This window comes from Allobosea sp. FG18 (assembly GCF_057809495.1).
The window spans coordinates 316,745-340,324 of record NZ_JBMDKB010000003.1; the positions used below are offsets into that span (position 1 = coordinate 316,745).

A 23,580-nucleotide genomic window follows, 5' to 3' on the forward strand; every position below is an offset into this window, starting at 1 on the left:
CCAAGGGTGTCATCCCGTGCGCGCTGCAGCGTGAAACGCTGCGGCGCAGACACGGGACCGCGTGAGGAGTAGGGCTCCCTTCCTCGCGGCCTCCATAAGGGCGCCTTTTCCTGAGAACGGTCCCGTGTCTGCGCAGCGGCACTGCGCGCCGCAGCGCGCACGGGATGAAAGCGTTGGCCGCGCACAGCACCCCCCTCTTCGATTCCGGTGGATGACGCCGGCGCGATCTGGCGCCGGCTCGGTTTTTGCTTTCATCTGCGCTTCCGGTGCGGTCGCTCCCCCGGCGACCCTGGGGAGCGCGATGCCGATGGGCTATTTTCCGAACTGGACCTTGAAGACTTCCGGCGTCGTGATGCCGGACGAGCGACTGCCGACCGGCCAGACGGTCGTGGCCGGCCTGCAGCATGTCGTTGCCATGTTCGGCGCGACGGTGCTGGCCCCGGTGCTGATGGGCTTCGACCCCAATGTCGCGATCTTCTTCTCGGGCATCGCGACGCTTCTGTTCTTCGTGGTCACGCGCGGGCAACTGCCGAGCTATCTCGGCTCCTCTTTCGCCTTCATCGGCGTCGTCATCGCGGCAACCGGCTATGCCGGCTCCGGCCCCAACGCGAATATCAGTGTCGCGCTTGGCGGCATCATCGCCTGCGGCGCGGTCTATGCCCTCATCGGCCTGATCGTGCAGGGCGTCGGTACGACCTGGATCGAGAAGCTGCTGCCGCCGGTCGTCACGGGCGCCGTGGTGGCCGCGATCGGCCTCAACCTGACCGCCGTTGCGATCGGCATGATCTCGGCCAGTGCCTACACCAAGTGGATCGCGCTGTTCACGGTCGTGGCGGTGGCGCTGATCGCCGTCTATGGGCGCGGGCTGCCGCAGCGCCTGCCGGTGCTGATCGGCGGGCTTGCCGCTTACATTCTTTATGCTGTGACCGCGTCGAGCTTCGGCGCGCCGACGATCGATTTCGCCAAGATCGGCGCCGCCGCCTGGTTCGGCATGCCGAAATTCGTGGCTCCCGTCTTCGACATGAAGGCGATGACGCTGATCGTGCCGGTCGCGATCATCCTGGTCGCGGAGAATCTCGGCCACATCAAGGGAATCGCGGTGATGACCGGCCGCAATTTCGACCATCTGATCGGCCGCGGCTTCATCGCCGACGGTCTCGGCACCATGATCGCCGGCTCGGGCGGCGGCACGGGCGTCACGACCTATGCCGAGAACATGGGCGTGATGGCGGTGACGCGGGTCTATTCGACGCTGGTCTTCGTCGCAGCCGGCATCATCGCGCTCGTGCTCGGCTTCTCGCCCAAGTTCGGCGCGGTGATCGGCACGATCCCCGTCGCGGTGCTGGGTGGCCTCGCGGTCGTGGTCTTCGGCCTCATCGCCGCGACAGCCGGCCGGATCTGGGTCGAGAACAAGGTCGATTTCTCCGAGCCGAAGAATCTGATCACGGTCGCGACCGCGCTGATTCTCGGTGCCGGCGACCTGAAGCTGCCGATCTTCGGCTTCGAGCTCGGCGGAATCGGCACCGCGACCTTCGGCGCGATCATCCTTTATCACCTGCTGAACCGCCGTATGGCCTGACAATCCACAGCGCGGCGAAGCCTTTTTCGCCGCGTTTGAAAAAACTGTCACAGATGGGTGGACAGGGGGCGGGGCCTTTGCTACACGCCCCCTGCCTGACGCGGCTGACGCCGCTGACCGGCGGCGCTTCGTGGCGTATGGGTGATTAGCTCAGTTGGTAGAGCAGCTGACTCTTAATCAGCGGGTCGTAGGTTCGAGCCCTACATCACCCACCACGACCTTCCTTGAAATCGCTGAATTGATGCCTCGCTGAAGCGAATGGCTCGCGCCTTCGCCGGCCCGAGGCGTGCTATCCTCCGCCCAAATTGACGTTGGAGCGAGCGGCAGCGTGGACGAACTCGAATTGGTGCTGCGATTGCTGGCTGGCCTCGTGGCTGGCGTCGCCGTCGGTTGGCAGCGAACGCTCCAGCGCAAGAGCGCCGGCCTCAGGACCTTCGGGCTGGTCGGGCTCGGTACGGCTGCGGCGGCGAGCCTGTTCAGCGAGACGTTGCATCCCGATGCGGCGAGCCGCGTGGTTCAGGGCGTGCTGACCGGCGTCGGCTTTCTCGGCGCTGGCCTGATCATCCGCCGCGACGGCGACCTGATGCCCCATGGCCTGACCACGGCTGCGGCGATTTGGGTGACGGCTGCGCTGGGCTGTTCGGCGGGGCTGGGGAAATGGCCGGTGACGCTGGCCGCCACGGTCCTGGCGCTGGTCCTGCTGCTTCTCGACCATTCGCTGGAAGGCTGGTTGCAGCGCCGCCATCCGCTGCCGGGCGATGAAGGCTCGTCCCGGCCGCCGGACTGAGCAGGCTGGCTTCCCTGAGCGGAAGGGAGCCTTTTGGCGGCTCCGGCGTTCCTGTCCGAAAAGACAGGTTTCGTATGATGCAACTCGATCAAGGCCTTGTGGCCGCGCCCGGCAACACGCCGGCCATTCCGAATCCGCCGCCCGAGGCGCCGCCGCTGATGCCCGGCGAGGTGCCGCCGGCTCCTCCCGTCGAATCGCCGCCGGACGAGGAGCCGCAGGGCATCCCGACCGAGCCGCCGCCGGAATTGCCACCCAATGCGCCGCCGGAGGCTCCCCCGGCGACGCCGATCGATCTGCCGCCGGCGCGCGATCCGCGCCAGCCGCAGGAATAAGTCTCGCTTAGACCTTGGGCGCGTTGCCCGAACCGATATCCCAGTAGAGCCCGGCCATGGCCACGAGTCCCTCGCGTGCGATCGCGGCCGGCAGGTGCTCGTCCGGGGCGTGCTGCGAGCAGCCCGGATAGGAATGCGGCACCCAGATCGTGCGTAGCTTCAGGATCTCGGCGAAGATGTCGTTCGGGAGCGAGCCGCCGAGATTGGGCAGGAGGGCCGGCTTCTTGCCGGTGCTCTCGGCGATCGAGTCGATGGTGAAGCGGACCCAGGCGTCGTCGGGGTCGAGCCGCGTCGCGCCGAAGCGCTCGGTGCCGGGCATGATGATCTCGACCATGTCGAAGCCGTGGCGGTCGAGATGGCGGCGGAGCGCCGGGGCAACGTCGCGCGGGTCGATGCCGACGACGAAGCGCAGCGCGACGCGCGCCCAGGCGCTGGGCGGCACGGCGTTGACCGGCGTTTCCGGCACGCCGGACTTCATCGCCAGAACGTCGAAGGAGCACCAGCCGAAGACCTGCTCGGCCGGCGACAAGCCGGGCTCGCCCCAGTTCGGATCGATGGTCGGGCCGTCCGGGCCGCCGTCGATCTCGCAACCGGCGAGCGCGCGGCGCACGCCATCCGGCAGTTCCTTCGGCACCCATTCATGGATGCGGATCTGGCCGGTGGGCGATGTGATCGAGGCGATGGCATGGGCGAGCTGGATCGCCGGATCGGAGAGGATGCCGCCCCAGTTGCCAGAATGATGGCCGCCCTCGCGCGCCTTGATCTGCAGGTCGAAGGTGATGACGCCGCGCGCGCCCAAAAAAACGGTCGGGCGTTCGGCATTGAGGCGCGGCCCGTCAGAGGCGATCAGGATGTCGGCCTTGAGCAGTTCGGCCTCGTCCTGGCAGAGTTCGCGCAGGCCCGGCGAGCCGGATTCCTCGCCCATCTCGATCAGGTACTTGGCGTTGAAACCGAGCTTGCCGCGGGTCTCCAGCACGGCGCGCAGGCCGTTGATGTTGATGAGGTGCTGGCCCTTGTTGTCGACGACACCGCGGCCGTACCAGCGGCCGTCACGCTCGACCAGCTTCCAGGGCGAGAGGCCCTCGCTCCATTGTGCGTCGAGGCCGCGGATGACATCGCCGTGGCCGTAGCCGATGATGGTCGGCAGGGCGGGGTCCTCGATGCGCTCGGCATAGAGGAAGGGGCCGCGCGCCTTGGCATGGGTGAGGATGCGGCAAGTGAAGCCGAGCGATTCGAGCAGCGGCTGCATCTCCTTGTCGAGATACTCGCCGAGCACGGGGGCCCGGTCGGGATTCTGGCTTTCGGTGGGGATCGCGACGAGCCGGCCGAGATCGGTCTTCATCCGGCCTGAATCGAAATAGTCTTGGGCTTTCGCGATCGCCTGCGCGCGGGTCATGGTCTTGTCGTCTCCCTATAAGTGGCCGGCACAGTGCCGGTGGACGTGAAGTTGCGCCAGTGCCAAGAGAGCCGGGCGCGCCATGCCTGCCGGGCAGGGCGGTGTTGCCGATCTAAGCCCACGCGGGTCATCCCGGGCGAGCGCAGCGAGACCCGGGATCCATGCCTGAACCTTCCCGATGAAGGCTCAGGAATGGATCCCGGATCGGCGCCGCCAAAGGCGGCTTGTCCGGGATGACGGCGCGGAGTTTTGTCGATAGGTCGTGCTTCCGAATGTGTTCCCTTCTCTCATGACCATGATCCCGCACCCGCACCAGCTCGTCGCGCGAGATGCCATCCTGGCGGCGCGGGGGAAGGACGAGGCCTGCTTCCTGCTCGGCGACCTCACCGGCCTCGGCAAGACGCTCTCGGCCTGGCTGGCGCTCTCGGCGATGCCGGAGGAAGAGGTGCTGGTGATCTGCCCGAAGGGCGCGATCCCGCAATGGCGGCGTACCATGGCTTTGTCCGGCCTGCCGGCCAAGCGCGTGACGCTGATGAATTTCGAGAAGACGAAATCGCTGCTCGCCCCCGTCGCCGACAGCAAGAAGCGCTCGACGCGGGCGAAGAACAACGAAATCGCCAAGCATGGCCGCCCGAAGCGCGTCTGGCCGCTCGTCGTGATCGACGAGGCGCATCGCATCCGCAATCCGAACTCGCAGCAGGGGCTGGTCTGCCGGCAGATGGCGGAAGCGGCCGATTTCACGATCTACATGAGCGCGACGGCCGGGCAGTCGCCGCATGAACTGTCCTATCTGGCTGGTCTGCTGGCGAAGGCAGCGGGCATGCCCTCGGCCGATCTCGACGGTTTCCGCGTGCTGATGAAGCGCCTGAAGATCGGCCGGGCCAAGGGCCGCTGGAAGAACTGGAGCTGGGAGCCGAACGAGGCCGACCGCAAGGTGATGGCCGATCTGCTCTATCGCGGCGCGAACGCCATCGGCCTGCGCCGCCGGCCGGAGGAGATCGCCGGCTGGCCGGAGGTGCAGCGCGAACTGGCGCCGGTGGCGCTCGATACGGCCGCGCGCAAGCTCTATGACGCGACCTGGCGCGAGTTCCGCAAGGAGTTGGGCCTGGCCGGCGGCTCGACGCGCAAGCCGCAAGGCTGGGCCGCCGATCTGCGCTTCCGCCAGAAAGCAAGCCTGCTGCGCATCCCCGGCACGGCGGATTTCTGCGAGGACCTGCTGGGCAATGACGAGCAGGTCGCCATCTCCGTCGCCTTCCTCGAGACCAGCGCGATGCTGGCCGAAACACTGAGGGGGAGGGGCTGGCGCACGGCCGAGATCAATGGCGAACGCTCGGGCGCGCAGAACGAGGAGACGCGCATCGCTTTCCAGACGGGGCAGCTCGACGCGGTGATCTTCACCGTGACCGAGTCGATCTCCTTGCATCGCGGCGAGATGCCGGGCGGCGAGCGCGAGCGGGCGCTCGTCATCCACGACATGCGCCATAGCGCCATCCAGCTCCAGCAGATCGAGGGGCGCTGCCATCGTGACGGCCAGCACGCGACGATCTTCTACGCCTATGCCGAGGATACGGTGGAGGAGGCGATTGCCGGCACGGTGATCCAGCGCATGGCGGCGATGGAAGGGCTGGCGGGCGACGACACGCGGATGCTGGAAGCGATCGCCGGGATCGTCGAGGGGCGGGCGGCGGCGTAAACCCTTGCCGACATAGCGAAGAAACACGCCGTCATCCCGGGCTTGACCCGGGATCCATGCCGGAGCGCTTCGGATGAAGGTTCAGGCATGGATCCCGGATCTCCGCTTCGCTGCGTCCGGGATGACCCGCGCTTATAGGAAGAGCAAGGTATTGCCGATCGTTAGTTGCGAGCGCGCTCGCCGAGTTCCTTGGCGCCCTCGACCGACGAGCTGGTGAGGCGAACGATGCTGTTCCAGGCGTCGCGCGTATAGGCGCCCTGATGGACGATCGCGTCGTAGCCGACGACCAGCACGATGATGATCAGAAGCAGGCGGAACACGAACGGAAACCCTCCTCGATAGCGACGCATCAACGCCGCGATCGCAGGAGGGTTCCGGTTTGCCGTGGGTTCAGCCCGCCGGCAGCAGTTCCTTCAGGCGGAACAGGGCGATCTTCTCGACCTCGGCCAGTGCCGTCGCGACTTCCTGTTCCGGCGTGTTCTTCAGTCGTCCATCGAAGGCGGCGAGGATCTGGGCCTTGGTCGCGCCCTTCACCGCCATGATGAAGGGGATGCCGAAGCGCGCCTTGTAAGCCTCGTTCAGCGCCGTGAAGCGGACGCGCTCATCGCTGGTGAGGCGGTCGAGCCCGGCGCCGGCCTGCTCCTGCGTCGATTCCGGCGTGAGCTCGCCCGCCGCCGCGAGCTTGCCGGCGAGGTCGGGATGGGCGCTGAGCAGGGATTTCTGCTGCTCCGGCGTACCCTTTCGCATGGCCGCGACCATCGCCGCGTGCAGGCTTTCCGCCGTGTCGTGGCTCGCGCCGATGCCGGCGTCGTGGGTGGCCTCAGCGATCCAGGGCGAATGCTCCCAGACGCGGCCGAAGACCTCGGTGAACAGGGCCTTCGGCAGCTTCGAGGGCACGTAGCCGCCGGCGGGTGGCTGCGTCCTGACCCAGTGGCGGGCGATGTCGAGCCGGGTCGCGACCCAGACCCTGTCATGGCTCTGGACATAGTCGAGGAAGCGGGCGAGCGCGGCGGCGCGGCCGGGGCGACCGACGAGGCGGCAATGCAGGCCGATCGACATCATCTTCGGCGCGGTCTCGCCCTCGGCATAGAGTGTGTCGAACGAGTCCTTGAGATAGGTGAAGAACTGCTCGCCGGTGTTGAAGCCCTGCGGCGTGGCGAAGCGCATGTCGTTGGCGTCGAGCGTGTAGGGCACGGCGAGCTGCGGCCCTTTCGGACCGGCGAGCCAGTAAGGCAGCTCGTCGGCATAGACGTCGGCGGTGTAGAGGAAGCCACCTTCCTCCATCGTCAGCGGAATCGTGTTCTCGGAGGTGCGGCCCTGATAGCAGCCGAGCGGGCGCTCGCCCGTGAGCTCGGTCTGGATGCGGATGGCTTCGAGGATGTCGGCGCGCTCGCGCTCCTTGGGCGTATCGCGATAGTCGATCCATTTCAGGCCGTGGGTCGCGATCTCCCAGCCGGCCTCCTGCATCGAGCCGACGATCTCGGGATAGCGGGCCAACGCCGAGGCCACGGCGAAGACCGTCACCGGCATGTTCCGCTCGGTGAACATCCGCCAGAGCCGCCAGTAGCCGGCGCGGGAGCCGTATTCGTAGATCGACTCCATGTTCATGTGGCGCTGGCCCGGCCAAGGCGCGGCGCCGACGATCTCGGAGAGGAAGGCTTCGGAGGCAGCATCGCCGTGGAGGATGCAGTTCTCGCCGCCTTCCTCGTAATTGACCACGAACTGGACGGCGATGCGGGCCTCGCCCGGCCAATGCGGATGCGGGGCAGCGCGGCCATAGCCCTTCATGTCGCGCGGATAGGTGGTCTGGCTCATGATGGTCTAGCTGCCGCGATAGGTGGAGTAGCTCCAGGGCGAGGCCAGGAGCGGGACATGATAGCGCCCCTCCGGCTCGGCGATGCCGAAGCGGACAGGAACGAGATCGAGGAAGGCGGGCTCGGGCAGGGTGGTGCCGAGGCCGCGGAAATAGGCGCCGATCGCGAAGGTCAGCTCATAGGTGCCGGGCACCAGCACTCCCGAGAGCAGGGCTGAATCGGTGCGGCCGTCGCTGTTGGTGACAGCTTCCGCCAGCCGCTCGCGCGCACCGTCGAGATTGAGCCGGTCGAGCGTCACCGCGATGCCGGCGCCGGGGCGGCCGTTCACCGTGTCGAGCACATGCGTCGAGAGATGTCCCATGCGGTCTCCTGAAGGCGCCGGTGTCGGGCCTGGCCGGTCTCCGGGGAGTGTACGGCGCCGTTCGCTGCGGTGAATATTGGCTTTTGCGATAAGATCATGTTCCCGGATGTCAATCGGCGAGAGTGTTGCGGCGATTTCGGCGGCGACGAAAGCAGGCTACTTTATTGCAGCCGGAGGTTCCGACTCCCGGTTCACCTCCAGCTCTCCCGGAGCGTAGCGCCATGCTCGAAGCCTATCTGATGGAATGGGGTGGCATGATGCTGCGCTGGCTCCATGTCATCACGGCGATCGCCTGGATCGGCGCTTCCTTTTTCTTCATCCATCTCGACGCCTCGCTGAAGCCGGCCGAGGATATCCCGCCCGGCACCGGCGGGCGCGCCTGGCAGGTCCATGGCGGCGGCTTCTACGAGATGCGCAAATACATGGTGGCGCCGGGCGTGATGCCGGCCGAGCTAACCTGGCACAAATGGCAGAGCTACTGGACCTGGATCTCCGGCTTCTTCCTGCTGGTCTGGGTCTATTATGCCCAGTCCGAGCTCTACCTGATCGACCCGGCGGTGATGCAGCTTTCGCCCTTCGCGGCGGGCGCCATCGGCATCGCGGCGCTGGTGATCGGCTGGCTGATCTACGACCTGCTCTGCAAGTCGCCGCTCGGCAAGCATGACGTCCTGCTCGGGCTCGTCGGCTTCGGCTATGTCGTCGCGGCGAGCTGGGCCTTCGCCAACGTGTTCTCCGGGCGCGGCGCGCTGATCCATACCGGCGCGCTGATGGCGACGATCATGACCGCCAACGTCTTCTTCAACATCATGCCGGGCCAGCGGAAGGTGATCGCGGCGCTTACCGCCGGCGAGAAGCCCGATCCGAAATACGGCAAGGCCGCCAAGCAGCGCTCGACGCACAACAACTACATCACCCTGCCGGTGCTGTTCCTGATGCTGTCGAACCACTATCCGGTGACCTATGCCAATTCGGCGGTCATCCCGCTCTTGGTGGCACTGGTGATCGTGGCTGGCGCGCTGATCCGACATTTCTTCAACATCCGGCACGCGAACCACGACAAGTCGCCGTGGTGGTGCTGGGCGGTGGCTATCCTCGCGCTCTGGCTCGCCTTCTGGGTGGCGATGTCATCGTCGCCCGGTGGGCGCGAGCAGCTCGGCCTCAAGGCGCACGACGCGGGCAAGCCCGTGCTGCTGGCCGGGATGACGCTGCCGCCGACGGAGGTCTCGAACATCGTGACCGGCCGCTGTGCCATGTGCCATGCGCCGGAGCCGTCCTGGCCGGGCATCCAGATCGCGCCCAAGGGCGTGATGCTGCACGAGCCGGAGCAGATCGCGATGCATGCCCGCGCCATCCGCATGCAGGCGGTGATGACCCATGCGATGCCGCCGAACAACCTTTCCGGGATGACCCCGGCCGAGCGGAAAGCGCTGGCGGGGTGGCTGGCTGCGGCGGCGCGGTAAATCCAACCGGCCGTCGTTCGATCTGTTCGGAAACGCGGGTCATCCCGGGCTTGACCCGGGATCCATGCCGGAGCGCTTCCGATCAAGGTTCAGGCATGGATCCCGGATCTCCGCTTCGCTGCGTCCGGGATGACCCGCGTTCTTCGCGACTGTGCGGTGAGCATCGATACACGCGGCAACCCCGCCCTTCACACATCCCATTTCCGCCTTCTTCAGACTGTCATCAGCCTCGTTCACGGAGGCGTGATCACGTTCAGATTCGGTTCAGGTACGCGGCGCCATGGTTCAGCCACTGACAGGGCTGGAGACAGGATCCCAGAACGGGACCGTTCGTGCCGAGGACCGCGGGGGTCCAGTTGAGACGCGTTGATGCAAGGGGCGCCGGCTACCTGCTGGCGGCCATCGGTTTCGTCGTGGCATGGGGGATCCTGTGCTGGCCCTGGCTTTCGGGGGCGGTGACGATTCCGTTCGACGCCAAGGCGCATTTCCAGGCGCAGGTGCAGTTCCTCGCCAACGCGATCCATACCGGCCAGTCGCCCTTCTGGAACCACAATGTTTTCGCCGGCTCGCCGCAGATTGCCGACCCCCAATCGCTGATCTTCTCGCCCGCGATCCTGCTCGCGCTGATCTCGCCGGAGCCGAGCTTCCGCGAGGTCGACGCCTATGTTCTGGCGCATCTGTTGGCCGGCGGTCTCGCGCTCCTGATGTTCTTCCGCGATCGCGGCTGGCATCCGGCCGGCGGCCTGATGGCGGCTTTGGTCTTCGCCTTCGGCGCCTCGGCAGCCTGGCGCGTTCAGCATGTCGGGCAGATCGCGAGCTATGCCTTCTTCGCCATCGCCTTCTGGCTGACGGCGCGGATGCTGCAGCGCTCCTCGATCCTGTCTGGTGTCTTCGCCGGCCTTGCGGCCGGCATGATGGTGCTGGAGCCGGATCAGGTCGCGCTGCTCGCCGGCTATGTGCTGGTCGCCATGGTCGTGGCGCACTGGATTTCGGGCGGCTGGCCTGCCTTCAAGGCGAGCCTGCTGCCGATCACGGCCGCGAGCGTCGTCGGCCTCGCGGTCATCGCCATGCCATTGATCTGGACCTGGCTCTTCGCCGAGGCGACGACCCGGCCCGAGATCGATTTCGGCATCGCGGCACGCGGCTCGCTGCACCCGATGTCGCTGCTCTCCGCCTTCGTTGGCGACCTGTTCGGCGCCAAGGACCCGGCCGTCGAGTTCTGGGGGCCCTATGGCAACCCGCAGGTGCTCCACCTGTCACAGAACATGGCACAGGTCTATTTCGGTGCGCTGCCGCTTTTGCTGCTGCTGGCCCCCGGCCTGACGCGCGGCTGGCTCTGGGACAAGTCGGTCCGCCCGCTGACGCTAATGCTCGCCTTCATGGTGCTGTTCGCGCTCGGCCGCTACACGCCGCTGTTCCACCTGACCTACGAGTATCTGCCGGGCGTGAAGCAGTTCCGCCGGCCTGCCGACGCGACCTTCCTGATCGGAGGTATCGCGTCGATCCTCTCGGGCTATGTGCTGCATCGCATCCTGACGGCCGAGGCGGGAACGTCGTTCCGGCGCGACATGTTGGTCGGGGCGGCGCTGGTCCTCGGTACGATCGTGCTCGCGCTTGGCGTGTCGCGCGGCTGGGGCCATCTCGCTGACGCCTGGAAGCCGGTTGCGATGGCGCTCGGCTGGTTCGCGCTCGCGGGCGGGGCCTTCTTCATCCTGCAGCGCTGGCGCGGGGCGCTCGGCACCGCGGCTGCGGCTGTCCTGGTCACGGGCGTGGTTGCCGCCGATCTCGGCGTCAACAACGGCCCGAACGAATCGACCGCGCTCTCGCCGCAGATGTACGACGTACTGGATTCCCGGACGAAGAACGACACCATCGCGCTGCTGAAGCAGTTGACCTCACAGCCCGAGGGTTCGCCGCGACGTGACCGGGTCGAACTGCTCGGGATGGGCTTCGAATGGCCGAATGCCGGCATGGTCCACGGCTTCGATCATACGCTGGGCTACAATCCGCTACGGTTGGAGGATTTCTCCGAGGCTGTCGGCACGGGCGACGGCATCGCCCGCCCGGCGGACCGCAAGTTCACGCCGCTCTTCCCGTCCTATCGCTGCCGGCTCGCGAACCTGCTGGGCCTGCGTTACATCGCCTCGCCGGTTCCGATCGAGCAGGTCGACCGTGCGCTGGGCGAGAGCGATCTCACCCTGATGGCCCGGACGAAGCAGGGTTATGTCTACGAGAACCCGCGGGCGCTGCCGCGCGTGCAGTTCGTCGGTGGCTGGCAGTTCGCCGATTTCGAGAGCATGAAGCTGTCTGGTCGCTGGCCGGAGACCGACCCGACCCAGGCGGTGCTGCTCGATACCGAGCCGCCGGTGCCGACGCCGGAGGGGCCGGTCGCGACGCAGGCCGAGGTCAAGCTGACGCGCTATCTCAATGCCCAGGTCGAGATCGAGGTCACGACCCCGGTCGCGGGCTTCGTCGTGCTCAACGATATCTGGCATCCCTGGTGGAAGGCCGAAGTCGACGGCGTCGAGACCGAGATTCTGCGGGCCAATGTGCTGTTCCGCGCCGTGCAGGTACCGGCCGGCACGCATAAGGTGCGCTTCAGCTTCCAGCCGCTCTGGGGTGCGCTGGCCGAGCTCCGGGCGCGCATCGAGCCGCAGGAGCCGGACGACATGCTGCCGCCGGCGCCGCGCCATGACGAGCCGCAGATCGTCACCGCGCCGGGCGAGATGCCGAAGCTGGCCGGTCCCTCGGTGAGCGTGCGCAATTCGCTGGGTCTGGGCACCGCCCAGGGCCCGGCGGCGCGCAGCGGCACCGCCGCCGCGCATATCCCCGGCGACGCGATCGCGCATTGAAAAAGCCGCGGCGGGTGCCGCGGCTTTCATAATCCTCTAGCTTTGCAAACCCTGCTTTCAAGGAAGCGTGTCATCCCGTGCGCGCTGCGGCATGTGAATGCCGCTGCGCAGACACGGGATCGTTTCCCGGAAAAGCCTCCCTTGCGGAGGCCGTGAGGAGGGGAGCCTCAAGCGGCATGCGGTCCCGTGTCCGCGCAGCAGCGTTTCACGCTGCGGCGCGCACGGGATGACAGGCGGCGCCCCCGCTCAGGCGACGCCGAGCTTCTTCTGGAGGCTCGTCGAGGAGGTCGTGTACTGGAATGTCAGCCGCTTCTCCGGATAGACGTAGCGGTGGACCTTCTGGGCGCAGAGCGCGGCTTCGTGGAAGCCCGAGAGGATCAGCTTGAGCTTGCCCGGATAGGTGTTGATGTCGCCGACGGCGAAGATGCCGGGCACGCTGGTCTCGAACTTCTCGGTGTCGACCGGGACGAGGTTCTCGTTGAGGTTCAGGCCCCAGTCGGCGATCGGGCCGAGCTTCATCGTCAGGCCGAAGAAGGGCAGCAGCGTATCGCAGGCAACCTCGAAAGGCTCGTTGTCGGTGCCGCGGCAGACGACCGCCTCGAGCTTGCCGTTCTCGCCCTTGAGGCCGGTGACCTGGCCGAGCTTCATGTCCATCTTGCCGTCGGCAACGAGGCTGCGCATCTGCTCGACCGAATGCGGCGCGGCGCGGAAATCGTCGCGGCGGTGCATCAGGGTGACGCGGTTGGCGATGGGCTGGAGGTTCAGCGTCCAGTCGAGGGCGGAATCGCCGCCGCCGACGATCAGGATGTTGCGGCCGCGGAAGGCCTCCATCTTGCGCACGGCATAGAAGACCGAGCCGGCCTCATAGGCTTCGATACCGGGGATCGGCGGCTTCTTCGGCTGGAACGAACCGCCGCCGGCCGCAATGATCACGGTCTTGGTGTCGAAGACGGTGCCGGCATCGGTGGTGACGCGGAAGCGCGGTGCCTCGGTGGTGCCGGTCGGCTCGACGGCCTCGATCATCTGGTTGAGATGGAAGGTCGGCCCGAAGGGCTTAATCTGCTCCAGCAGGTTGTCGACCAGCGCCTGGCCGGTGACCATCGGGAAGCCCGGAATGTCGTAGATCGGCTTCTCGGGATAGAGTTCCGCGCATTGCCCGCCGACCTTCGGCAGGATGTCGACGAGATGGGCGCGGATATCGAGCAGGCCGAGCTCGAAGACGGCGAAGAGCCCGCAGGGGCCGGCACCGACGATGACAACATCGGTGGTGATGACTTCGTTTTCGTTGGCGGCAGCCGCTTCGCTCATGATTCTACCTTCGAGCCGGTCCAAACTGTCCGATTTAACGAACCCGCGCGGAGGACATGAGGCTTCGAAGGCCGGTTGGCAAGTGCAAAGTGCGAAATCGGCGCGGCGACGGGGGGCAGGGGAAGAGCCTTCTCCTGCGCCCGGTCACCGTAGTGAAATCAGGCTCCGGTATCGGCCTTGAGCCCGGCTGCCGCGATGCCGGCGCAGGCCGCGGCCTCGTCATTGTCGGAGGTGTCGCCGGAGATGCCGACCGCGCCGAGCAGCGCGCCTTCGAGCGAGCGGATCAGCACGCCGCCGGGAACCGGCACCAGCGAACCGCCGACGGCATGGGTCGCCGCTTCGATGAAATAAGGCCGGTCCAGTGCCATCTTGTGGAGGGCACGCGAACCCATGCCCAGCGCGACGGCGCCATGCGCCTTGCCGAGCGCGATCTCGCCACGCTTCAGGCTGGTGCCGTCCTGCGCGGCGAAGGCCTTCTGCGCGCCGCGCGCGTCGAGCACGGCGATGGCGAGCGGCTTGAAGCCATTCGCTTCGGCATGGCCGAGCGCTGTCTGGAGGATGGTCTGGGCCTGAGCGAGAGTCAGCATGGGGAACTCCGGTTGCGTTAGCGACGTTCTTGCCAGCCGCGGGGCGCGTGGAAAAGGCCGTTCGGGCGCGCTTTCGTGCAATCGGTGCCAGCCGGCAAGCAAAACACCTTTTCCATGCCGACTTGCATAGGGCCGTCCGACAGGGCTTGATAGCGCCGCGACACGCGGAGGTTTACCCAATGGGTTTGTTCAGTTTCATCAAGGATGCCGGCGCCAAGATTTTCGGCGGCTCGGCCAAGGCCGCGACCGCCGACGATCTGCAGAAGGAACTTGCGGGACACGGCCTGCCTTCCGACGTCAACATCCAGATCGACGGCGACAAGGTGAAGGTTTCCGGCAAGGCCGTTTCGACGGAAGAGGCCGAGAAGATCATTCTCGCGCTCGGCAACACCACCGGCGTGGCCCAGGTCGAATCCGACCTCGCCGTGACCAAGGAGGCCGCGGCCGCGGTGTTCTACACGGTCAAGAAGGGCGACACGCTCTGGAAGATCGCCGAGGAGCATTACGGCAAGGGCCAGGGCGCCAAGTACACCGATATCGTCAAGGCCAACACGCCGCCGGTCAAGAATCCCGACCTGATCCTGCCGGGCTGGGTCCTGCGTATTCCGCCGAAGGCCTGAGGCCTTCAGCGACAAGGCAGCCGCGCGCCTCGTGCTCGCGGCTGCTTCTTGTTTTGGCGTCCCGGGAACGCGGCCGAATGGTGGCGCTTCCCGGGACGCCGTCCTATCTCAACGGCTCGCCTGACCGAGCTGGAGTGGCCTGCCCATGATCGTAAACGACCTCGACATCGACGCCGTGAAGGCGGGGCTGGACGATGGCTCCATCCTGCTGGTCGATGTGCGCGAGCCGCATGAATTCGCCGCCGGACATATTCCGGGCTCGGTGTCGCGGCCCCTGTCGCAGTTCGATCCCGCCGACCTGCCGAACGAGCCGGGCAAGCGCATCGTGCTCTCCTGCGCGGCGGGCGTGCGCTCGCGACGCGCGCTGGAATTCGCGCAATCGGCCGGGCTCGACATCGACAGCCACTATGCCGGCGGCTTCAAGGACTGGCTGATGCATGGCGAGCCGGTGACGCAGGACTGAGGCCCTGAAGGCCGATCCGTGTGCCGCGCCGCCTGTAGACGAAGGATACAAGCCATGCTGACCCGAGCTTTTTTCTACGGCGCCGCCTGCGCCGCCGCGTTGCTTCTAGCCGCTCCGGGTGCCGGCTGGGCACAGGGTACGGCGACGATGCCTGCCGGCAGCGCCAGCAAGGCGGCCGATGACGACCTCCAGGCCGCGATCACCAAGTCGAACGCCTATACGGGGCTGATGAACCGCACGCTGCGGGCGATCCAGTCCTGGGAGCGCTATGGCAGCTGGGTCGACATGAAGAAGGGCCCGACCGGCAAGGAGCGCTACATCACCTATGGGCTCTACAGCCTCTATGACGTGGCCAGCGAGACCAAGAAGGCCGAGGAGGCGATGGCGCGCGAGCCGAAGCTGCCGGCCATCGACGAGACCATGGGCCGCTACATCAAGGCCTATCAGGAGCTGGCGCCGCTGATCACCAAGGCCGAGCGCTATTACGACCGCAAGGATTATCGCGACGACAACCTCGCGGAGGGCCAGAAGCTGCATGCGCTGATGGTGCCGGCCGCGAAGACCTTCCTCGAGGAACGGTCCAAGCTCGATGCGCTGATGCGCGTCTACAAGCGCGGGCTCGACCAGCGTGAGCTCGCATCGGTCGAGCAGCGCGAAGGCAAGTCCGCCCGCTGGCAGGTGCGCAACATCATGATCAATGCGCGCGCCGTGATGGACCTGATGCCGAGCAACGAGAGCCCGATCGTCGATCTCAAGTCCTTCAACGCCGCGGTCGCCGACTATGCCGCCGCGGTCCGCGAGATGGATGCGTTCAAGGACAAGGAGACCAAGGGCGTGCCCTTCATCGAGAGCCAGGCCAGCTCCTGGCTCGGCAAGCTGCGCGATTTCAGCGACAAGCTGGCCAAGAGCAAGGGCGATGTCCGGCGCGGCGCGGCGAACGACGCCAACTGGATCGTCAACAACTACAACACCATGGTCTCGCTCTCGGAGACGGCCATCCGCATGTCGCGTTGAGATCGATGCGTGCGACGCAGCCCCGGCGCGTGGCGCGGCGGGGCTGACGTCACGACATTTCTGTTCCAGTCTTTCATTAGACCTAACTGAGGATATGCCTCATGCGTCCCATGAAATTCGGTTTCGGCCAGCCGGTGCGGCGGGTCGAGGATCAGCGTCTGACCACCGGCACCGGCCGTTATACGGACGACATTGCCGCTGACGGCGCCCTGCACGCCTTCGTGCTGCGCTCCCCTTACGCCCATGCCCGCTTTGCCGTCGCGGATGTCGAGACTGCCCGGAAGATGAAGGGCGTCAAGCTCATCCTGACCGGCGCCGACGTCTCCCAGTACGGCGATCTGCCTTGCAAGGGGCATGTGAAGACGACTTCCGGCGAAATGTCGAAATCGCTGCCGGTTCCGGTGCTGCCGACCGACACGGTCCGCCATGTCGGCGAGGCCGTCGCCTTCATCGTCGCGGAGACGCTGGCGCAGGCGCGCGACGCCGCGGAAGCCATCGCCATCGACTGGGATCCGCTGCCGGCCGTTACCGGTATCGCCGAAGCACTGGAGGGCGACGCGCCGCAGGTCTGGCCCGATCGCAAGGGCAATGTCGCCTTCGAGGCGGAGCAGGGCGATCGCGTGAGGACCGAGAAGGCCTTCGCCAAGGCGGCGCGGACCGTTTCGCTCACGGTCGTCAACAACCGGCTCGCCTCGAACTACATGGAGACGCGGGCCTGCATCGCCGAATATGACAAGGCCGACAAGCGCTGGACCCTGACGCTGGGCAGCCAGGGCAGCCATGGCATGCGTGACCTGATCGCGACCTATGTGCTCAAGGTCGATCCCAAGCGCATCCGCGTGGTGACGCCGGATGTCGGTGGCGGCTTCGGCACCAAGATCTTCCTCTATCGCGAATATCCGCTGGCGATGATCGCGGCCGAGAAGCTGAAGCGGCCGGTGCGCTGGGTCGCCGATCGCAACGAGCATTTCCTCGCCGACACCCATGGCCGCGCCAATCTCGCGACGGCGACGATGGCGCTCGATGCCAAGGGCAAGTTCATCGGCCTCAAGGTCGATCTCTCGGCCGAGATGGGCGCCTATCTCTCGCAATACGGGCCCTTCATCCCCTGGGTCGGCACGACGATGACGCCGGGCTGCTACAATATCCCGGCCGTGCATGTTGTCTTCAGGGGTGTGCTGACCCACACCACCCCGGTCGATGCCTATCGCGGAGCCGGCCGTCCCGAGGCGGCCTATCTGATCGAGCGGCTGGTCGACGCCATCGCGCGCGAGACCGGCAAGACGCCCGACGCGGTGCGCGCGCAGAACTTCGTCAAGCCGTCGGAGATGCCGCACAAGACGCAGACCGGGCCGGTCTACGATTCCGGCGAGTTCGAAGGCCATATGCGCCATGCCATGGAGGTCGCCGACTGGAAGGGCTTCAAGGCCCGCCAGAAGGCCTCGGCCAAGGCTGGCAAGATCCGCGGGATCGGCCTCGCCAGCTATATCGAAGCCTGCGGCGGCGGCGGGCCGGAAAGCTCGACCGTGATCCTGGAGAAGGACGGCACGGTGACCGTGCTGATCGGCACGCAATCGAACGGGCAGGGGCACGAGACGGCCTATTCGCAGCTCGTCTCGCAGCATCTCGATATCCCGATGGATCGCATCCGCGTCGTGCAGGGCGATACCGACCGGGTCGAGACCGGCTCGGGTACGGGCGGCTCGCGCTCGATCCCCGTGGGTGGCGCGGCACTCGACAAGGCGACGGGTATCTTGACCGACAACCTCAAGCAGCTCGCCTCGGAGAAGCTCGAGGCGGCGGTGGGCGATCTCGAGATCGCCGATGGCGCGGTGCGCATCGTCGGCACCGACAAGGCGCTCGACCTCGCCGCGATCGCGGCCCTGCCGGGCGCGACGCCCGCCATGCTCAAGGTCCACCAGAGCTGGCAGCCGCCGGAGGCGACCTACCCGAACGGGACCCATGTCTGCGAGCTGGAGATCGACCCCGGCACCGGCGGCACGGAAATCCTCAACTATGTCGTGGTCGACGATTTCGGCGTGACGCTGAACCCGCTGATGCTGCAGGGCCAGGTCCATGGCGGCTCGGCCCAGGGCATCGGCCAGGCGCTGATGGAAGAGATCCGCTTCGACCCGGACGGACAGATGCTGACTGCGACCTTCATGGATTATGCGCTACCGCGCGCCGTCGACATCCCGAACTTCCATTTCGAGACACGCAATGTCCGCTGCCTGACCAACGCCATCGGGGTGAAGGGCGCGGGCGAGGCGGGCGCGATCGGCGCCTGCCCGGCGGTGATGAACGCGGTGGTCGATGCGCTCGACCGGGCCGCCGGCATCAAGGCGATGGACATGCCGGCGACGCCGCTCAAGGTCTTCACGGCGCTGAAGGAGGCCGGGTATCGGCTTTGACGCAAGAATGAGCTTGCGGTTCCGCAAGCTCATTCACGCAAAAGCGACTTGGCTGTCGCGCGATCATCGTCTGATCTAGACAAGTTCAAAACAGCGCCTGATGGCGCGGACTTGTCTTTGAGGGAAACTGAATGATCCGCACTGCTCTCGTTCTCGCCAGCCTTGGGCTCGGCCTCACTGCCGTGATGGCGCAGTCGAACCCGATCGCGGAACGCAAGGATGCGATGAAGGCGGTCGGCGCGGCGACGCGCGATGGTGCTGCCATGGCCAAGGGCGAGGCCGCCTTCGATGCGGCCAAGGCGCAGGCGATCTTCAAGACCTATGCCGATGCGGCCAAGAAGGTGCCGACCCTGTTCCCGGATTCCTCCAAGACCGGCGGCGAGACCACGGCCGCCTCGAAGATCTGGGAGGATCAGGCCGGGTTCAAGGCTGCCTTCGCCAAGTTCGAGACCGATGCCGCCGCCGGTGCGACCGTCGCGAATCTCGACGGTTTCCGCTCCGCCTTCGGCGGGGCAACGAAGAATTGCGGCACCTGCCACGAGGTCTATCGCATCAAGAAGTGATCGGCTTCGCGGTTGATCAGGGAAGCGGGCGCCAGCGATGGCGGCCCGCTTTTTCGTGGCGGAGGGAGCCTTGGCCGATCAGCGGCGTTGGAAATGGGCCAGTTTGGAATTGCTGCGTTTTCAGGGTTGCCGATGATGCGCCGGCCCGTCCAATCTGTCCGATGTACTGACGGGAGACCTCGATGCTGTTGTTGCGCCGCCTTTTCGTGACTCTCGTCCTTCTGGCGGTGGTGGGTTTCGCGGGCTTCTATGTCCTGACCGATCCGCGCGTGGTTTCGCCCTCGCCGGAAGTTGGCGCGTTGCCGGCAGCGGATATCGAGAACGGCAAGGTGTTGTTCTCGACCGGCGGTTGTGCCTCCTGCCATGCGACGCCCGGGCAGGACGACAAGCTCCGGCTCGGTGGCGGGCTCGCGCTGGAATCGCCCTTCGGCACCTTCCATGCGCCGAACATCTCGCCGCATACGCGCGACGGCATCGGCAATTGGGGCGTGCAGGATTTCGTCGATGCGATGGCGGCCGGCGTCTCGCCCTCCGGGCAGCATCTCTATCCGTCCTTCCCTTACACCTCCTATCGCCTGATGCCGCCGAAGGCGCTGGCTGACCTTTTCGCCTATATCCGCACGCTGCCGCCGGTCGAGGGCAAGGCGGCTGCGCATGATCTGCGCTTCCCCTTCAACATCCGCCGGGTCGTCGGCGGCTGGAAGCTCCTGTTCTTCGAAGGTGCGTCCTTCCGCCCCGATCCGGGCAAGAGCGAGGCCTGGAATCGCGGCTCCTATCTGGTCAACGGCCCCGGCCATTGCGCGGAATGCCATTCCAACCGCAACGCGCTCGGCGCCGTCATCGCGGCGACCCGCTTCGCCGGCGGGCCGGACCCGGAGGGTAAGGGCTGGGTGCCGAACATCACCCAGTCCGAGAAGGGGCTGGCCAAGTGGTCGAAGGACGAGATCGCCGAGCTCTTGAAGACCGGTTTCACGCCGAGCTTCGACAGCGTCGGTGGCTCGATGGCCGCGGTGGTGCGCAACACCGCGCAACTGCCCGAAGCCGACCGCATGGCGATGGCGGAATACCTGAAGTCGCTGCCGGCGATCGAAGGGCTGGCGCGACCCCAGGCGAAGGCGCCCTGAAGCACCGGGCCGCGGGTCGGATGCGATTCAAAGCCCTGATGGTCGACGTCGATGGCGTCGTGATCGTGCACCCAGATCCGCAGGGATGGTCGGCGCATCTCGAACGCGATCTCGGCCTGCCGCCGGCGCTGTTGCAGTCGGCGTTCTTCGCGCCGCACTGGCCGGACATCATCCTGGGACGGGCCAGCCTGCGCGAACGGCTCGAACCGGTTCTGGCTGAGATCGCGCCGGGCCTCGGCGTCGACAGGCTGATCGCGTACTGGTTCGAGAACGACGCGCATCTAGACCTGGGCCTGCTGGCGCAGCTCGCGCCGATCCGGGCCCGTGGCGTGAAGCTGCATCTCGCCACGGTGCAGGAGCATGAGCGCGCCTACCACATCTGGAACGAGCTCGGGCTCAAGCAGCATTTCGACAACATGCATTATGCGGCCGAAATCGGCTGGGCCAAGCCCGCAGCGCAGTTCTTCCGCGCGGCCGCGGCACGATCCGGATTTGCGCCGCGCGAGATCTTTTTCATCGACGACAAGCAGGCGAATGTCGATGCGGCGCGCGCGGAGGGGTGGAGTGCGGCAGTTTGGGACGGCACCAGGCCGCTGGCTGTATTGATGGCTGAGGGTTGAGCAGACGGTGCTGCCGCCTATTCCATCACCGCCGCCTTGAGGATGCAGACCATCAGCGCGGTTCCCGGCTCGTTGCCGACGCAGCGGACGACATGGCGGCGGTCGCAGCGATAACGCAGCGTCTCGCCCGCTTTGGCGCGCTGGACGATGTCGCCGACCTCGACCTCGAATTCGCCTGAGGTCACCGAGAGCGATTCGATCGAGCCGCGCTGGTGGCCCTCGGAATCGAGCTCGCCGCCCGGCTCGGCGCTGACCTCGTACCATTGCAGCCATTCGACGGTCTTGATCCAGCCGACGATGGCGAGGCGCAGCTTGCCGTCCTCGGAGACGAGGATCGGGGTGTCGGCGCGGGTGGTCTTGTCGATGAAGGGCTCTTCCTCGGCGCTGGAGAGCACGCGCTCGATCGAGATGTCGAGCGCCTGCGACAGCCGCCAGATCGTCGCCAGCGTCGGATTGGTCTCGTTGCGCTCGATCTGGCTGATGATCGACTTGGCGACGCCGGATTGCTCTGCGAGGTCCGAGAGCGAGAAATTATAGGCCTTGCGCAGGCGCTGGATGGTCTTGCCGAGCTGGCCGGAGATGACCTGAGCCCCGGATTCAAGCTCCCGCCCGCCGCGCTCCTTGGTCTCGATTCCCATCCGTCCGGCCCCTTTTCGACTGTGACGTCGTTTGTAACGGCGGACGATCGTTTGAACAAGCGAACTGTGCCGGACGCGGGGCCGGCGGTTCGCTCATCCTCAGGTCATGCGGCTGGGGCCGACCTCGCGCTGCTCGCGGCGGGCGAGGCCGAGCTGGCGCTCGCGCAGGATCACGTAGATGCCCGACACGATGACGATGGTGGCACCGATCAGGATCGCCAGAGTCGGCCATTCGCCGAACCAGAACCAGCCTATGGCGACGGCCCAGAGCATGGTCGAGTATTCGAAGGGGGCGATCAGCGAGGCGTCTCCATAGCGATAGGCCTGCACGATCAGGATCTGGCCGAGCCCGCCGAGGATGCCGATGAGCACCATCATTGCCGCATCCTGGAGATTGGGCATGTTCCAGCCGAGCAGGATGGTCGAGAGCCCGAGCAGGCTGGTCAGCAGCATGAAATAGAAGACGATGGCGCCGGTGCGCTCGGTCGCGGTTAGGAGCCGCACCTCGACCGAGGCGAAGGCCGAGCAGAAGGCGCCTGCCAACCCCAGCATGGCGCCGAGCGCGGCGTTGCCGCCAACCGGATGGGCGCCTGCGCCCAGATGCGGCGAGAGCATGATGAGCACGCCGACGAAGCCGATCGTCACCGCGCTCCAGCGATAGATGCGCACCTTTTCCTTGAGGACGAGCGCGGCCAGAACCACTACGGCGAGCGGCGCGGCATAGCCGATCGTGACAGCCTCCGAGAGCGGCAGGAACTGCAAGGCCGCGAAGCCGCAGAACATGCCGGTCGAGCCCATGATGCCGCGCTTGAGATGGCCGCGCAGATTGCTGGTCTTCAGGGCGTGAGGCAGCTCGGAGCGCCAGGCGAGCCAGATGAGCAGCGGGATCATCGCGAAGAAGGAGCGGACGAAGACGATCTCGCCGGTCGGATAGCGCGTCGAGATCGACTTGATGCCAGCCGACATCAGCGTGAAGGCCAGCGCCGAGACCAGCTTGAGGGTGATGCCGAGAAGAGGAGACAAAGCGCGCGGCCGAAACAGGGGAACGGTTTTGAGCGAAACCGTCCCTGCTTAGACCATGTCCGGGCCGGGAAGCGAAGCGTGAACTCTGCAACCCGGCTAGGCCAATGGCGTGGGAGCGGCGTCAGAACGTGCCGCGGAAAGAACCGCCGTCGATCAGGAAGTTCTGGCCGGTGATGTAACCAGCATGGGCGCTGGCGACGAAGGCGCAGAGCTTGCCGAACTCGTCGGGCCGGCCCAGGCGACCGGCAGGCACCGCGGCGAGCCGGCGCTTCACGGCCTCGTCCATGCTGATGCCCTGCATCTCGGCGGCCTTGGTGGTCGCGGTCTTGATCCGATCGGTGTCGAAGACGCCGGGCAGGATGTTGTTGATGGTGACGTTGGCATGCGCGACCTCGCGGGCGACGCCGGAGAGGAAGGCGGTGAGGCCGGCGCGGGCGGCAGAGGAGACGTCGAGCCCGGTCAGCGGGGTCACGACGCTGGCCGAGGTGATGTTGACGATCCGGCCGAAGCCGCGCTCGACCATGCCGTCGATGACGCGCTGCACCAGCTCCAGCGGGGTCGCCATGTTCTGGACGACGCCTTCGAGCAGGCCTTCCCGCGTGACCTGGCGGAAGGGCTTGGGCGGCGGGCCGCCATTGTTGTTGACGAGGATGTCGGGGTTCGGCGCAGCCGCCAGCAGCGCGTCCTGACCGGCCTTGGTCGAGACGTCGGCGACGACAGCGATGACGGTCGCGCCGGTCGCTGCCCGGATCGCGGCGGCGGTCGCTTCCAGCGTCTTGGCGTCGCGGCCGTTGATGACGACGGTGCAGCCGGCCTGCGCCAGCGCTTCGGCGCAGCCGCGGCCCAGTCCCTTGCTGGAGGCGCAGACGATGGCCGTGCGGCCGGCAATTCCAAGATCCATGATGGTCTCCGATCAGCAGGGAGGTATTCGAGGT

Annotated in this window: 22 protein-coding genes and 1 tRNA gene; 14 read left to right on the plus strand and 9 right to left on the minus strand. The window is 66.5% G+C overall.

Translation table 11 applies throughout. The annotated features are described in order from the left end of the window. Positions 1–301 precede the first annotated feature (301 nt). From ACODTJ_RS05610 to ACODTJ_RS05625, 4 genes are all read left to right on the plus strand, one after another. Positions 302–1,579, plus strand: a complete 1,278-nt coding sequence (locus ACODTJ_RS05610) for a solute carrier family 23 protein (RefSeq protein ID WP_454656274.1) — start codon at positions 302–304, stop codon at positions 1,577–1,579. 139 nt (positions 1,580–1,718) lie between these two features. Beyond that, a tRNA-Lys gene (locus tag ACODTJ_RS05615) sits at positions 1,719–1,794 on the plus strand. A gap of 113 nt (positions 1,795–1,907) precedes the next feature. Next, positions 1,908–2,366: an MgtC/SapB family protein gene (locus ACODTJ_RS05620; protein WP_454656275.1), complete on the plus strand. Its 459-nt coding sequence runs from the start codon at positions 1,908–1,910 to the stop codon at positions 2,364–2,366. A 74-nt stretch (positions 2,367–2,440) separates the two neighbouring features. Next, on the plus strand, positions 2,441–2,698 hold the full coding sequence (locus ACODTJ_RS05625) for a hypothetical protein (protein ID WP_454656276.1): 258 nt from the start codon (positions 2,441–2,443) through the stop codon (positions 2,696–2,698). A gap of 7 nt (positions 2,699–2,705) precedes the next feature. On the opposite strand, the gene ACODTJ_RS05630 is transcribed toward ACODTJ_RS05625, so the two are convergent. After that, a complete protein-coding gene (locus tag ACODTJ_RS05630) occupies positions 2,706–4,094 on the minus strand; it encodes a M20 family metallopeptidase (protein ID WP_488847822.1) in 1,389 nt (462 codons plus the stop codon). 289 nt (positions 4,095–4,383) lie between these two features. Here ACODTJ_RS05630 and ACODTJ_RS05635 point away from each other — a divergent pair, with 289 nt between their 5' ends. Further along, complete coding sequence (locus ACODTJ_RS05635) at positions 4,384–5,787, plus strand: SNF2-related protein (protein ID WP_454656278.1); 1,404 nt, start codon at positions 4,384–4,386, stop codon at positions 5,785–5,787. A 161-nt stretch (positions 5,788–5,948) separates the two neighbouring features. Here ACODTJ_RS05635 and ACODTJ_RS05640 read toward each other — a convergent pair whose 3' ends face one another. The 3 genes from ACODTJ_RS05640 to uraH form a co-directional block, all read right to left on the minus strand. Beyond that, the gene (locus ACODTJ_RS05640; protein ID WP_454656279.1) at positions 5,949–6,107 is read right to left on the minus strand and encodes a hypothetical protein; all 159 of its coding nucleotides are present in this window, start codon (positions 6,105–6,107) and stop codon (positions 5,949–5,951) included. Between the two features lie 70 nt (positions 6,108–6,177). Continuing rightward, positions 6,178–7,602 carry an allantoinase PuuE gene (gene puuE, locus ACODTJ_RS05645; RefSeq protein WP_454656280.1) on the minus strand — a complete coding sequence of 475 codons (1,425 nt, stop codon included), beginning with the start codon at positions 7,600–7,602 and terminating at the stop codon, positions 6,178–6,180. A gap of 6 nt (positions 7,603–7,608) precedes the next feature. Continuing rightward, positions 7,609–7,962, minus strand: a complete 354-nt coding sequence (gene uraH, locus ACODTJ_RS05650) for a hydroxyisourate hydrolase (RefSeq protein ID WP_454656281.1) — start codon at positions 7,960–7,962, stop codon at positions 7,609–7,611. A gap of 221 nt (positions 7,963–8,183) precedes the next feature. Between uraH and ACODTJ_RS05655 the strand changes: the two genes are divergently transcribed. Both ACODTJ_RS05655 and ACODTJ_RS05660 read left to right on the plus strand, forming a co-directional pair. Then, complete coding sequence (locus ACODTJ_RS05655; protein ID WP_454656282.1) at positions 8,184–9,422, plus strand: urate hydroxylase PuuD; 1,239 nt, start codon at positions 8,184–8,186, stop codon at positions 9,420–9,422. 356 nt (positions 9,423–9,778) lie between these two features. Next, positions 9,779–12,274, plus strand: coding sequence for a hypothetical protein (locus tag ACODTJ_RS05660; RefSeq protein WP_454656283.1), 2,496 nt, complete (start codon positions 9,779–9,781; stop codon positions 12,272–12,274). Positions 12,275–12,520: 246 nt separating this feature from the next. Here the strand turns inward: ACODTJ_RS05660 and ACODTJ_RS05665 are convergent, their stop codons facing one another. Together ACODTJ_RS05665 and ACODTJ_RS05670 are read right to left on the minus strand one after the other, a co-directional pair. Beyond that, a complete protein-coding gene (locus ACODTJ_RS05665; protein WP_454656284.1) occupies positions 12,521–13,582 on the minus strand; it encodes an NAD(P)/FAD-dependent oxidoreductase in 1,062 nt (353 codons plus the stop codon). Positions 13,583–13,740: 158 nt separating this feature from the next. Continuing rightward, positions 13,741–14,169, minus strand: a complete 429-nt coding sequence (locus tag ACODTJ_RS05670; protein WP_454656285.1) for a GlcG/HbpS family heme-binding protein — start codon at positions 14,167–14,169, stop codon at positions 13,741–13,743. 179 nt (positions 14,170–14,348) lie between these two features. Between ACODTJ_RS05670 and lysM the strand changes: the two genes are divergently transcribed. The 7 genes from lysM (at position 14,349) to ACODTJ_RS05705 (ending at position 20,984) form a co-directional block, all read left to right on the plus strand. Then, on the plus strand, positions 14,349–14,789 hold the full coding sequence (gene lysM / locus ACODTJ_RS05675; protein ID WP_454656286.1) for a peptidoglycan-binding protein LysM: 441 nt from the start codon (positions 14,349–14,351) through the stop codon (positions 14,787–14,789). A 145-nt stretch (positions 14,790–14,934) separates the two neighbouring features. Continuing rightward, positions 14,935–15,252 carry a rhodanese-like domain-containing protein gene (locus tag ACODTJ_RS05680; protein WP_488847827.1) on the plus strand — a complete coding sequence of 106 codons (318 nt, stop codon included), beginning with the start codon at positions 14,935–14,937 and terminating at the stop codon, positions 15,250–15,252. A gap of 54 nt (positions 15,253–15,306) precedes the next feature. After that, positions 15,307–16,266, plus strand: a complete 960-nt coding sequence (locus ACODTJ_RS05685) for a DUF3829 domain-containing protein (RefSeq protein WP_454656288.1) — start codon at positions 15,307–15,309, stop codon at positions 16,264–16,266. Between the two features lie 101 nt (positions 16,267–16,367). Then, positions 16,368–18,677, plus strand: a complete 2,310-nt coding sequence (locus ACODTJ_RS05690) for a xanthine dehydrogenase family protein molybdopterin-binding subunit (protein ID WP_454656289.1) — start codon at positions 16,368–16,370, stop codon at positions 18,675–18,677. 131 nt (positions 18,678–18,808) lie between these two features. Beyond that, positions 18,809–19,240 carry a c-type cytochrome gene (locus ACODTJ_RS05695; RefSeq protein WP_454656290.1) on the plus strand — a complete coding sequence of 144 codons (432 nt, stop codon included), beginning with the start codon at positions 18,809–18,811 and terminating at the stop codon, positions 19,238–19,240. A gap of 182 nt (positions 19,241–19,422) precedes the next feature. Further along, positions 19,423–20,364 (plus strand): c-type cytochrome, encoded by a 942-nt coding sequence (locus ACODTJ_RS05700; RefSeq protein ID WP_454656291.1) that lies wholly within the window; start codon positions 19,423–19,425, stop codon positions 20,362–20,364. Positions 20,365–20,402: 38 nt separating this feature from the next. Beyond that, positions 20,403–20,984 carry an HAD-IA family hydrolase gene (locus tag ACODTJ_RS05705; protein WP_454656292.1) on the plus strand — a complete coding sequence of 194 codons (582 nt, stop codon included), beginning with the start codon at positions 20,403–20,405 and terminating at the stop codon, positions 20,982–20,984. Between the two features lie 17 nt (positions 20,985–21,001). On the opposite strand, the gene ACODTJ_RS05710 is transcribed toward ACODTJ_RS05705, so the two are convergent. The 3 genes from ACODTJ_RS05710 to ACODTJ_RS05720 all read right to left on the minus strand — a co-directional run bounded on the left by ACODTJ_RS05710 (position 21,002) and on the right by ACODTJ_RS05720 (position 23,546). After that, entirely contained in the window at positions 21,002–21,622 is a 621-nt protein-coding gene (locus tag ACODTJ_RS05710; protein WP_454656293.1) for a helix-turn-helix domain-containing protein, read from the minus strand. A gap of 99 nt (positions 21,623–21,721) precedes the next feature. After that, positions 21,722–22,645 carry a DMT family transporter gene (locus ACODTJ_RS05715; protein ID WP_454656294.1) on the minus strand — a complete coding sequence of 308 codons (924 nt, stop codon included), beginning with the start codon at positions 22,643–22,645 and terminating at the stop codon, positions 21,722–21,724. Between the two features lie 121 nt (positions 22,646–22,766). Beyond that, positions 22,767–23,546, minus strand: a complete 780-nt coding sequence (locus ACODTJ_RS05720; protein WP_454656295.1) for an SDR family oxidoreductase — start codon at positions 23,544–23,546, stop codon at positions 22,767–22,769. Positions 23,547–23,580 lie beyond the last annotated feature (34 nt).

Bases quoted from the DNA above. Each gene is read 5' to 3' on its own strand.
- ACODTJ_RS05610 (WP_454656274.1), top strand. From the start codon at position 302: ATGCCGATGGGCTATTTTCCGAACTGGACCTTGAAGACTTCCGGCGTC.
- ACODTJ_RS05625 (WP_454656276.1), top strand. From the start codon at position 2,441: ATGATGCAACTCGATCAAGGCCTTGTGGCCGCGCCCGGCAACACGCCG.
- ACODTJ_RS05630 (WP_488847822.1), bottom strand. From the start codon at position 4,094: ATGACCCGCGCGCAGGCGATCGCGAAAGCCCAAGACTATTTCGATTCA.
- ACODTJ_RS05635 (WP_454656278.1), top strand. From the start codon at position 4,384: ATGACCATGATCCCGCACCCGCACCAGCTCGTCGCGCGAGATGCCATC.
- puuE (WP_454656280.1), bottom strand. From the start codon at position 7,602: ATGAGCCAGACCACCTATCCGCGCGACATGAAGGGCTATGGCCGCGCT.
- uraH (WP_454656281.1), bottom strand. From the start codon at position 7,962: ATGGGACATCTCTCGACGCATGTGCTCGACACGGTGAACGGCCGCCCC.
- ACODTJ_RS05655 (WP_454656282.1), top strand. From the start codon at position 8,184: ATGCTCGAAGCCTATCTGATGGAATGGGGTGGCATGATGCTGCGCTGG.
- ACODTJ_RS05665 (WP_454656284.1), bottom strand. From the start codon at position 13,582: ATGAGCGAAGCGGCTGCCGCCAACGAAAACGAAGTCATCACCACCGAT.
- ACODTJ_RS05670 (WP_454656285.1), bottom strand. From the start codon at position 14,169: ATGCTGACTCTCGCTCAGGCCCAGACCATCCTCCAGACAGCGCTCGGC.
- lysM (WP_454656286.1), top strand. From the start codon at position 14,349: ATGGGTTTGTTCAGTTTCATCAAGGATGCCGGCGCCAAGATTTTCGGC.
- ACODTJ_RS05680 (WP_488847827.1), top strand. From the start codon at position 14,935: ATGATCGTAAACGACCTCGACATCGACGCCGTGAAGGCGGGGCTGGAC.
- ACODTJ_RS05685 (WP_454656288.1), top strand. From the start codon at position 15,307: ATGCTGACCCGAGCTTTTTTCTACGGCGCCGCCTGCGCCGCCGCGTTG.
- ACODTJ_RS05690 (WP_454656289.1), top strand. From the start codon at position 16,368: ATGCGTCCCATGAAATTCGGTTTCGGCCAGCCGGTGCGGCGGGTCGAG.
- ACODTJ_RS05695 (WP_454656290.1), top strand. From the start codon at position 18,809: ATGATCCGCACTGCTCTCGTTCTCGCCAGCCTTGGGCTCGGCCTCACT.
- ACODTJ_RS05700 (WP_454656291.1), top strand. From the start codon at position 19,423: ATGCTGTTGTTGCGCCGCCTTTTCGTGACTCTCGTCCTTCTGGCGGTG.
- ACODTJ_RS05705 (WP_454656292.1), top strand. From the start codon at position 20,403: ATGGTCGACGTCGATGGCGTCGTGATCGTGCACCCAGATCCGCAGGGA.
- ACODTJ_RS05710 (WP_454656293.1), bottom strand. From the start codon at position 21,622: ATGGGAATCGAGACCAAGGAGCGCGGCGGGCGGGAGCTTGAATCCGGG.
- ACODTJ_RS05720 (WP_454656295.1), bottom strand. From the start codon at position 23,546: ATGGATCTTGGAATTGCCGGCCGCACGGCCATCGTCTGCGCCTCCAGC.